Below are 9,936 nucleotides of genomic sequence, written 5' to 3' on the forward strand. Positions count from 1 at the left end.
CGCGGTCGCCGTACGGATCGCGCGCGTACGCGTCCTGCACGTACGGGTCCTCCGGTGGCTGCGAGCCGTCTCCGGAAGTCTGGGGGCCCCGGTCACCGTCGTGCGGCGCATTCATTCGCTACCTACCCCTGCCCCTGCTCGCAAGCTGACTCAACGGTCCACCTTCTCACCCGGGCCGGAGGCGCTGCCGCTTCCATGGCCGGTGTCGTTCCCGCCCTGCTCGGCGTCCTCGACGGGACCTCCGGACGGGACGGGCTGCGCGGTCGCGTCCTCACCGGCCTCGTCGCCGTCCTTCTCACCGACACCCTCACCGGTACCGTCGCCGGCCCGGTCGTCAGCCTCGGTGCCGTCCTCAGGGCCGTCGGTGTCCGGCTCCTCCACGGCTTCCCCCTCGCCGCCCTCGTCGGGGGACGAGCCGCCGTTGCGCTTCCGCGTCGTGTACATCCGCACGCCGGCGAGGACGACCAGGAGCACGCCGCCCGCGATGACCAGCAGCACCGTCGAGGTGATGGAGGTGACGTTCACCTGGAAGACCATGGACTTGCCGTACGGCTTGCCGTCCTTGGTGTAGAGCTGCGCTTCCACGAAGGCCCGTCCGTTGGCCTTCGCCGTCGTGGAGAACTTCACCGACTGGCTGTGCCCGCCGTCGACCTTGACCGGCTGCGCCTCACCGACGTCGAGGCCGATGCGGCGCCTGGACTTCAGGCGCAGCTCCAGCCCGTCGACTCCCTGCACGAGGTTGTTCTGCACGGTCACCGGGATCGTCGCGCTGCGGCCGGAGAGCGTGATCGGGGACTTCTGGATGAGGCTGACCTTCTTGGTGAGGCCCACCAGGTAACCGCGCACCTCGTCGCGGTAGTTCGCGGCGCCCTTGGCGTCCCCCCGCCAGGACGTGGACTCCCCGCGCTCCACCGCGCTGCCGAACGGCGTGTCCACACGGTCGTCCCGGGTCAGGATCTGCTTGAAGTCGCCCACGACCCGGTTGGTGCTCTGCACCTGCTTGTACGCCTCTGTGGGCAGCTCCTGCTTGCGCAGCGAGGCCGGGTACTGGCGGCTGCCGGGCACGCGCCGGTTCGCTCCGGGGTCGGGCTTGGCCTTGGCCGCCTCGGACAGGTCGCTGCCCTCCGCCCAGCGTCCGTCCTTCTGCAGCGAGCTGAGCGCCAGCGCCATGGCCTGGGCCTGGTCGGCCGTCGGCATCCGCTGCGGGGCGACGAGAACGTTGCGCTGCTTGTTCGGCACCTGGGAGGTCAGCGCCTGCGTCTCGCCGAGGAAGCGTTGAACGGCCTTGGAGGTGGCCCCCGGCTCCGTCAGGTCCCCGTCGAAGATGCGGGAGAGGCGCGCGTCCGCGACGAGGGCGGTGTTGCCTCCGCCGATGGGGCGGGCGGAGGTCGGGGTGTAGGAGAGCGCGGTGTCGCGCAGGCTGTCGCTGCGGGCGATCACGTTGTGGGCGCCCGCGGACGTCGCGACGTCGACGATGCCGGGGTCGACGGCACCGTCGACAGGCCAGGCGTAGTCCGTGCTGGGCTTGGTGTGCAGGATCGACGCGGTGGTCTCCTCGGCGCGCTCGGTCGCGGGACCCAGGTTGGAGAGCGCGCCGGGGACGCTCCGGCCGCGGTGGGCGAGGGAGGCCAGGTCCGGGTCGGCGAAGGGGAGGGTGGCGACCTCCTCCCCCTTCACGGCGCCTTGGAGATCCATGAGCCACTGCTTCGCGTACGCCTGCCCCTTGCCCGGGACCGTACGGCCGTTCTTCTTCTGCACCTCGTAGTTCTCCGTCATGGCGTCGACGGAGGCGAGCAGGTCCGGGTCGATCATCCACGTGATCGGCAGGTCCTTGCCGAGTGTCACGAGCTGCTGGAGGCGCCCGCCGGGAGCCAGCTCCTTGGCAAGGTCGTCGTTGCGGAAGACGGGCGTCTGCACCTCGTCCGAGTTCGTCTTCGCCGTCAGATGCGACGAGGAGATCAGCGGCCACAGGTAGGTCAGGCCGGTCTTGTTCTCCGAGTCGGAGGACTGCCAGGGCAGGAAGCTCCGCTCGATGCCGAGGATCTGGTCGTAGGGGCGCTGGCGCGTCTGGCCCGTGAGCGTCACGCCCAGCTGGTACACCCCCGCCGAGCGCATCTTCAACGCGCTCACGGGCAGCTTCAGCTTGAACGTACGACGGATGCCCGGACGCATGCTGCCGACCTTGGTCGTCGCGTCCTTCCCGCTGACCTCGCGGCCGTCGGCTCCCGGCAGATACTCCTTGCGCCCGGCGTTCTGCTCGAGGGCGCTGCGGCTCTTGGCACCCTGACCGATGCGCAGACCGATGCGTCCGTCGGTGATCGGCTCGCGGCCGTTGTTGGTGACGGTGCCGGTCACGCTGAGGGTGTCGCCCTTCTCCGGTGTGGCGGGAGAGAGCGTGCTGATGGAGATTCCGGCGGTCTGAGAGCCGGTGCCGGTACGCCCAGGGGCCTGGGCCGCGGACGGCTGCCGGGAGCGGGAGGCGCCCGCCGCGTGGGCCTGAGAGCCGGCCTGGAGGGCGGTCGTCGCGTCCTGGGAGGTGGCGGCCGTCGCCGCGGGGATCGGCAGCAGCCCGCCGATGAGGGGGCCGGTGGTGAGCAGCACCACTGCCGTACCTCGAAGCCACCGGCGGACGGGAGCGGTCGGGGTGCCCTGGTTCTCAGCCGCCTCGGCCACGCGCTCGTCCGTCCCTCTGTCGTCGTGGATGCGTCTCGCTGCTGGATGGCGGTGATGCCACCGCGTTGATTGTTCCTGAACCCCTGATGGTAACGATGCCCGAGGGGTGCTGGTGCCGCGGCGTACGTCACATGATCGCTCGGTGTTGTGACCAGGCGCGGGGCGGGGGGTGTGGGCGGCAACGTACCCTGTGCTGTCGTGCCGAACGCCAACGATGACCACCAGCCGACACCGCCCGCCTCTGCCGCTCCCGAGCAACTCAGCGTCGCTCAGCACCGGGCGGTCAGCGAACTGCTGCGGGTCTCCCCTGTCGCCGACGACCTCGCACGCCGCTTTCAGAAGGCCGGGTTCAGTCTGGCGCTTGTCGGCGGCTCGGTCCGGGACGCACTGCTGGGACGGCTCGGCAACGACCTCGACTTCACCACCGACGCCCGCCCCGAGGACGTGCTGGCCATCGTGCGCCCGTGGGCCGATGCGGTGTGGGAGGTCGGGATCGCCTTCGGAACGGTGGGCTGCCAGAAGAAGACCCGCGACGGGGGAGTGACGCGCAGCTTCCAGGTGGAGGTCACCACCTACCGCTCCGAGGCGTACGACAGGACGTCGCGGAAGCCCGAGGTCTCCTACGGCGATTCCGTCGAGCAGGACCTGGTCCGGCGCGACTTCACGGTGAACGCGATGGCGGTGGCTCTCCCGGAGAAGACGTTCATCGATCCGCACGGGGGCCTGGAGGATCTCGCGCGGCGCGTGCTGCGCACTCCCGCCGGTCCGGAGGCGTCCTTCTCCGACGATCCGCTGCGGATGATGCGGGCGGCGCGCTTCGCCGCGCAGCTGGACTTCACGGTCGCCGACGACGTCCTCGGCGCGATGAAGGCCATGGCGGACCGCATCGACATTGTCTCGGCGGAGCGGGTGCGGGAGGAGCTGAACAAGCTGCTGCTCTCCGCCAGTCCCGTCACGGGCATCAGACTGCTGGTGGAGACGGGGCTCGCCGACCGCGTGCTCCCGGAGATCCCCGCGATGCGGCTGGAGCGGGACGAGCACCATCGGCACAAGGACGTCTACGAGCACTCGTTGACCGTCCTGGAGCAGGCCATCGGCCTGGAAGAGGACGGCCCCGATCTGACGCTGCGCCTGGCTGCCCTGCTTCACGACATCGGCAAGCCGAGGACGCGGCGCTTCGAACCGGACGGCCGGGTCTCCTTCCACCACCACGAGGTGGTGGGCGCGAAGATGACGAAGAAGCGCATGACCGCGCTCAAGTACTCCAACGAGATGGTGAAGGACGTCTCCCGGCTCGTGGAGCTGCATCTGCGCTTCCACGGCTACGGCACCGGCGAGTGGACCGATTCCGCGGTGCGCCGCTACGTCAGGGACGCGGGGCCGCTGCTGCAGAGGCTGCACAAGCTGACGCGCTCCGACTGCACCACCCGCAACAAGCGGAAGGCCGGCGCGCTGGCGCGGGCGTACGACGGTCTGGAGGAGCGGATCGGCCGGCTTCAGGAGCAGGAACAGCTGGACGCCATCCGGCCGGACCTGGACGGCAACGACATCATGACGGTGCTCGAGTTGGGGCCGGGGCCGGTCGTCGGCAAGGCGTACAAGCATCTGCTCGAGCTGCGCCTGGAGCACGGTCCGATGGAGCGCGACCAGGCGGTGGCGGCCCTCAAGGAGTGGTGGGCCGCTCAGAGTTAGAGGGGCCCGAGGGGGGAGGACGGCGGGGCCGACGGTGTGGACGCGTGCCGGCTGGGTGCCGAGCGTTTCACGTGAAACATCAGCGCGGCGACGCCCGCGTACACCAGCGCCACCGTCACCACGAGCGCCACTGACCGTCCGTCCCGCGGAAGTATCAGCGCCGCGACTCCGGCGGCGGCCACGAAGGCCACGTTGAAGAGCATGTCGTAGAGCGAGAAGACCCGGCCTCGGTAGGCGTCGTCGACCGTGGACTGCACGGCGGTGTCGGCAGTGATCTTCGAGGCCTGAGTGACGAGCCCCAGGACGAAGGCCGCGAGCAGAATCGGGACGGGCGCGAAGCTCAGCCCCAGCGCGGGCTCCAGCACCGCGGCCGCTGCGGCGCACGCCGCCAGCCAGTCGAGCCGGTCCATGCGTCCGACCCCCCACGGGGTGACCACGGCCGCAGCGAAGTAGCCGATGCCTGATGCCGCGACGGCGAGGCCGAGCAGCTTGAGACCCGCCCCGGCGTCCACCGTCTCGACGGGGTCGCCCACGTCCGCGTCGCTCCCCCACGCGTAGCGGCACAGCATCAGCACCATCACCGTCAGGGCGCCGTAGCAGAACCGCATGAGAGTCATGGCGACGAGTGCGTAGGCGGCGGTACGGCGCTCGCGGAGGTGCCTCAGTCCGTCGGCCAGGCCGCGCGCGGTGCTCGCCAGAACGGACCGCAGCCGCAGCTGCACGTAGTCGGATCCGGGACCCAGAAGGTCCTTGCCCATGCGCAGGGCCGCGAGCCCGGCCAGGAGATACAGCACGGCGCCGACGGTCACCACCAGAGAGTCCGCACCCCGACCGCCGTCGGGTGCGCCGATGCGTATGGCGAAGGCGATTCCGCCGCCGGCGGTGGCGGCGAGCGTCCCGGCCGTCGGGGAGAGGGAGTTGGCCATCACGAGCCGGTCCTCGTCGACTACGCGGGGCAGAGCCGCTGAGAGGCCGGCCAGGATGAAGCGGTTGACCGCCGTGACGGAGAGGGCGGAGAGATAGAACAGCCAGGACGGTGCGGCGGTCAGCACGAGTGCCGCCGTACCGGCGGCCAGAAGGGCGCGCAGCAGGTTGCCGTACAGGAGGACCTGGCGCCTGCGCCACCGGTCCAGCAGCACGCCCGCGAACGGCCCCAGCAGTGAGTACGGGAGCAGCAGCACAGCCATCGCCGAGGCGATCGCGGCCGGCGACGTCTCCTTCTCCGGCGAGAAGACGACGTAGGCGGCGAGGGAGACCTGGTAGACGCCGTCGGCGAGTTGGGAGAGCAGACGCACCGTGAGCAGTCGGCGGAAGCCGGGGAAGTGCAGCAGGGTGCGCAGATCTCCGACGACGCTCATGGCTCCCAGCCTCACACACCGACTCCGGGGATGCGCCCGGAGTTGGGCAAGGGGCGGAGCGCTCTGAAGGGGGAGGGGCGAGCTCGGGAGTGGCGGACGGCGACTGCGGAACGGGGTCGTGTTTCACGTGAAACATGCACCCGAAGCTGTCGGTTCGGACGGTCAGCTCGTGCGCGGTCCAGGGGGACGGGTGCCCCAGTGCACGGACGCCTCGGCGAAGGGCACCGCATGCTCGGACTGCGACAGGCGCCGGCCTCGTACGAAGACGTCGGGCGCCCCGTCCAGCACACCGCCTGCGGGGTCGTCCGAACCGTCCCGGCGCACGACGTCGCGCTCAGGCTTCAGCGCGTCCCGCACCACCATGGCGCACAGATAGAGGGTGCCGAGGAGGTGGATGAGGATCACCAACTGGTAGCCCTCGGTGGGCAGTCCCTGATGCTTGTCGCCGCTGCCCGTGTAGGCCAGATAGAGCCAGATCCCGATGAAGTACACGACCTCGCAGGCCTGCCAGATCAGGAAGTCCCGCCACCTGGGGCGGGCAAGCACGGCGAGGGGGATCAGCCACAGCACGTACTGCGGTGAGTAGACCTTGTTGGTGAGGATGAAGAGCGCGACGACGAGCAGCGCCAGCTGTGCCAGACGGGGCCGTCGGGGTGCCCACAGCGCCAGTACGGCGATTCCTGCGCACCCGAGGCCCATCAGCACCATGGCGTAGACGTTGGCGTCGTCCAGTGCACTGCCGGAGCGCTGGGAGATGATCAGCCAGATCGAACCGAAGTCCACGGGACGCTCCTGGCTGAAGCTGTAGAACTTCGACCAGCCCTGCGGGGCCAGCAGCATCAGCGGCAGGTTGACGCACACCCAGGAGACGGCGGCGCCGCCCAGTGCCGCTCCGTACTCCCGAAGGCGTCCTGCCCGCCAGCACAGCACGAGGAGCGGGCCCAGGAGCAGTACCGGATAGAGCTTCGCAGCCGTTGCCAGGCCGATCAGGACGCCTGCGGCGAGGGGGCGGCTGCGGGACCACATCAGCATCGCGACCGCGGTGAGTGCGACGGCCAGCAGGTCCCAGTTGATGGTCGCCGTGAGGGCCAGAGCGGGGGCGAGAGCAAGGAGGAGCCCGTCCCACGGGCGGTGGCGTTGGGTGCGGACGGTGCACACGATGAGGACCGCGGCGCACGCCATCAGCATCCCCGCGTTGACCATCCAGTACAGCTGCTCGCGGGTCTGAAGGTCGCCCCCGGGCGTCAGCCAGGCTGCGACCTGCATGAACGCGCCTGTCAGCACCGGGTATTCGAGGTAGGTCATGCCCCCGGAGACGCTGTCGGGGATGCGGTCGAAGTACGGCACGAGCCCGTCGGCGAAGCCGCGCCCGGCGAAGAGGTGGGGGATGTCGGAATAGCACGCGTGTACGTATTGGTTGGTCTGTCCCGAGAACCAGGCACCGTAGTAGCAGGGCGCCTTCTGGATCATGCCCAGCACGAACATGCCGATGCCGAGCAGCACCACCACGCGGACCGGCGACCACCAGCTCGCACCCGTCCCATGGGCCACTCTCCGCCCGGCAGGCCCGCCGATCAGCTCACTGCCGGCGGCGGCGACCTCGTCCTGCTCGGTCGGATGTACGGGAGCCGGGGCCCGGTCCGACAGGTGCGCACGCGTCATGCGCACATCCTGCCGTACGGCCCCTGACGGCAGCAGCCCCGTCACGGTATGACCCGTGACGGGGCTGCTGAGCGCCTGATGGGCGCGGCGGGGGTGAGGGGGCCTGTCGCCCCCTACTCCCTTGAGCGACCCGACGGCCCGCCGAACAGGCCGCCCTGATCACCTCCGCCGTCCTGGCCTTCGTTCTGGCCGCCGTCCTGGCCCTGGTCGGCCCCGCCGTCCTGGCCTTGGTTCTGCCCGGCGTCCTGGCCCTGATCGTTCCCGCCGTCCTGGCCCTGGTTGTTGCAGGCGAACGGGTTGTCACAGGTGTTGGACGGGGAGGGCAGGGTCGGCGAGGGCGACTGGGACGGCGACTGCGAGGGGCCGTCCGTCGGGGTGTCGCTCGGCGAAGGCGTGGGCGACGGGCTGGCGCCCGCCCCGAAGACCTTGTCGCCGATCGGCTCCGGCACAGGGAAGGCCCTCGTGGGCTGGCCCTGGAGAGCGCCCTGCATGTACTTCGTCCAGATCTCGGCGGGGAAGGACGCACCGTGGATGGAGTCCTGGCCGCCCACGCCGTACATCTTCTGGAACTTCTGCACCTTGGCCTTGTCGTTGACCCGCCACATGCCGATCGAGGTCGACAGCTGCGGCGTGTAGCCGGTGAACCAGGCCGACTTGTTGTCGTCCGTCGTACCGGTCTTGCCCGCGGCGGGCCGGCCGAGCTGCTTCGCCGTGGAGCCGGTGCCCTTCTGCACCACCGACTCCAGCACGTTGGTGACGTTGTCGGCGACGCTGGCGTCGAAGGCGCTCTTCACCTGCTTCTCGTGGGTGTAGATGCTGTCGCCGTCCCTCTCGACCCGCTTCACCGAGTAGGGCTTCGACGCGACGCCGCTGCTGGCGAACGTCCCGTAGGCGTTCGCCATGCGGATGGCGCTGGGGGCCGAGGTGCCCAGGGACAGCGTCGGTGTGGAGCGCGCCAGGCTGTCCTCGGTCAGCCCCGCCTTCAGGGCGGCGTCGCGCACCTTGTCGATGCCGACGTCCATGCCCAGCTGGATGAAGGGGGTGTTGACGGAGAACGTCATGGCTTCACGCAGATCGATACGGCCGCGGCTCTCGTTGCCGTCGTTGCGCTGACGCCACTCCTTGCCTTCCTTGTCCGTCCAGATGGTGCGGTTGTAGTTCCGCAGCTTCAGCTTGTTGTCGCCGTTGTAGATGCTCTTGGGCGAGACGGGCGTACGTGCGTCGGCACCCTGCACCTCGGGACCCTTGGGGTTGCGCACACCGTCGCGCATGGCGGCTGCCAGGACGAACGGCTTGAACGTGGAGCCCACCTGCACACCGGTGTAGTCGGCGTTGTTGGTGAAGTGCGAAGTGGCGCTCTCACCGCCGTACATGGCGACGATCGCTCCGTCGTTCGGCTTCACCGAAGCGCCGCCGAACTGCACGTACTTGTCGACGTCGCGGTCCTTGGGCTTGATGTTGGCCTTGCGCACACGGTCCACCGCGGCGGACATGTCGTCCATCTTCTTCTTGTCGAAGGTCGTGTGGATGCGCAGGCCGCCCTGCTTGAGCTGGCGGTCGGAGATGTTGCTGTTCGCCGTGATGTAGTTGTTGGCGACGTCGACCATGTAGCCCTTCTGGCCCTTGAGTTCGGTCGACTTCTTGGGCTTCTTCGGCGACGGGAACCGATCCCACTTGGCCCGCTGCGCCTCGGTCATCCGCTTCGTCTCGACCTCACGGTCCAGCGTCCACTTCCAACGGGCCTCCGCCCGCGCCGTGTTCTTCTCCTGCGTGGCCGCCGCGCCGATCCCGCCCTGCGGGTCGTAGAGGTTGGGGCCGTTCAGCGTCGCGGAGAGGAAGGCGCACTCGCTCGGGTTGAGGTCCTTGGAGTCCTTGCGGTAGTACGCCTGCGCCGCGGCCTGGATGCCGTAGGCGCCGCGCCCGTAGTAGCCGGTGTTGAGGTACCCCTCGAGGATGGCCGGCTTCTCCTGCGTCGCACCGACCTTGATGGAGATGAACAGCTCCTTGGCCTTACGCGTCAAGGTCTGCGACTGGTCGAGGTAGGTGTTCTTCACGTACTGCTGGGTGATCGTCGAGCCGGACTGCGTCTCGCCGCCCATGGCCATCCGTCCGACGGCCCGGACGATGCCCACCGGGTCGACACCGGGGTCCTCGTAGAAGGACTCGTTCTCGGCGGAGATGACCGCGTCCTGCATGGACTCGGGGATCTGGGCGAGCGGCACGATCTGCCGGTTCTGGTCGCCGCCGCCCGCGACCACCATCTGCGAGCCGTCGGCCCAGTAGTAGACGTTCTTCTGCTGCTTGGCCGCCTCGCTCGCCTTCGGGACCTCCACCATCGCCAGCGCGATGCCCGAGAGCCCGATGATCAGCCCGAGGAAGCCCGCGGCCGAACCCAGCGCCAGCTTCCACGACGGCACCCAGCGGCGCACCCCGTACTTGTTCCAGCGCGGGTAGTCGATGAAGCGCTTCCTGGGCGGCGGTTGGTACCGGCCTCGGCCGCCACCTCTGCCAGGCGGCATCCCGCCACCACGGCCGCGGCTTCCCGCGCCGT

5 protein-coding genes are annotated in these 9,936 nt (G+C 69.6%); 1 reads left to right on the plus strand and 4 read right to left on the minus strand.

What is annotated here, in order from left to right; translation table 11 throughout:
- Positions 1-150: 150 nt before the first annotated feature.
- Positions 151-2,673 (minus strand): DUF6049 family protein, encoded by a 2,523-nt coding sequence (locus H5J26_RS24365; RefSeq protein WP_181768100.1) that lies wholly within the window; start codon positions 2,671-2,673, stop codon positions 151-153.
- 198 nt (positions 2,674-2,871) lie between these two features.
- On the opposite strand from H5J26_RS24365, the gene H5J26_RS24370 reads away from it, so the two are divergent.
- The gene (locus H5J26_RS24370; RefSeq protein ID WP_181768101.1) at positions 2,872-4,365 is read left to right on the plus strand and encodes a CCA tRNA nucleotidyltransferase; all 1,494 of its coding nucleotides are present in this window, start codon (positions 2,872-2,874) and stop codon (positions 4,363-4,365) included.
- On the opposite strand, the gene H5J26_RS24375 is transcribed toward H5J26_RS24370, so the two are convergent.
- The 3 genes from H5J26_RS24375 to H5J26_RS24385 form a co-directional block, all read right to left on the minus strand.
- A complete protein-coding gene (locus H5J26_RS24375; protein WP_181768102.1) occupies positions 4,362-5,723 on the minus strand; it encodes an MFS transporter in 1,362 nt (453 codons plus the stop codon). The genes H5J26_RS24370 and H5J26_RS24375 overlap by 4 nt on opposite strands.
- Positions 5,724-5,885: 162 nt before the next feature.
- On the minus strand, positions 5,886-7,385 hold the full coding sequence (locus H5J26_RS24380; protein ID WP_181768103.1) for a glycosyltransferase family 87 protein: 1,500 nt from the start codon (positions 7,383-7,385) through the stop codon (positions 5,886-5,888).
- A 113-nt stretch (positions 7,386-7,498) separates the two neighbouring features.
- A partial coding sequence (locus tag H5J26_RS24385) for a transglycosylase domain-containing protein (RefSeq protein WP_235981036.1) occupies positions 7,499-9,936 on the minus strand: 2,438 nt, incomplete at its 5' end.

Source organism: Streptomyces albidus (ex Kaewkla and Franco 2022) (assembly GCF_013870515.1).
Lineage (GTDB): Bacteria > Actinomycetota > Actinomycetes > Streptomycetales > Streptomycetaceae > Streptomyces > Streptomyces albidus.

What these genes read in the sequence shown, in the direction of transcription:
- H5J26_RS24375 (WP_181768102.1), bottom strand. Translation starts at nt 5,723, where the DNA reads ATGAGCGTCGTCGGAGATCTGCGCACCCTGCTGCACTTCCCCGGCTTC.
- H5J26_RS24380 (WP_181768103.1), bottom strand. Translation starts at nt 7,385, where the DNA reads ATGACGCGTGCGCACCTGTCGGACCGGGCCCCGGCTCCCGTACATCCG.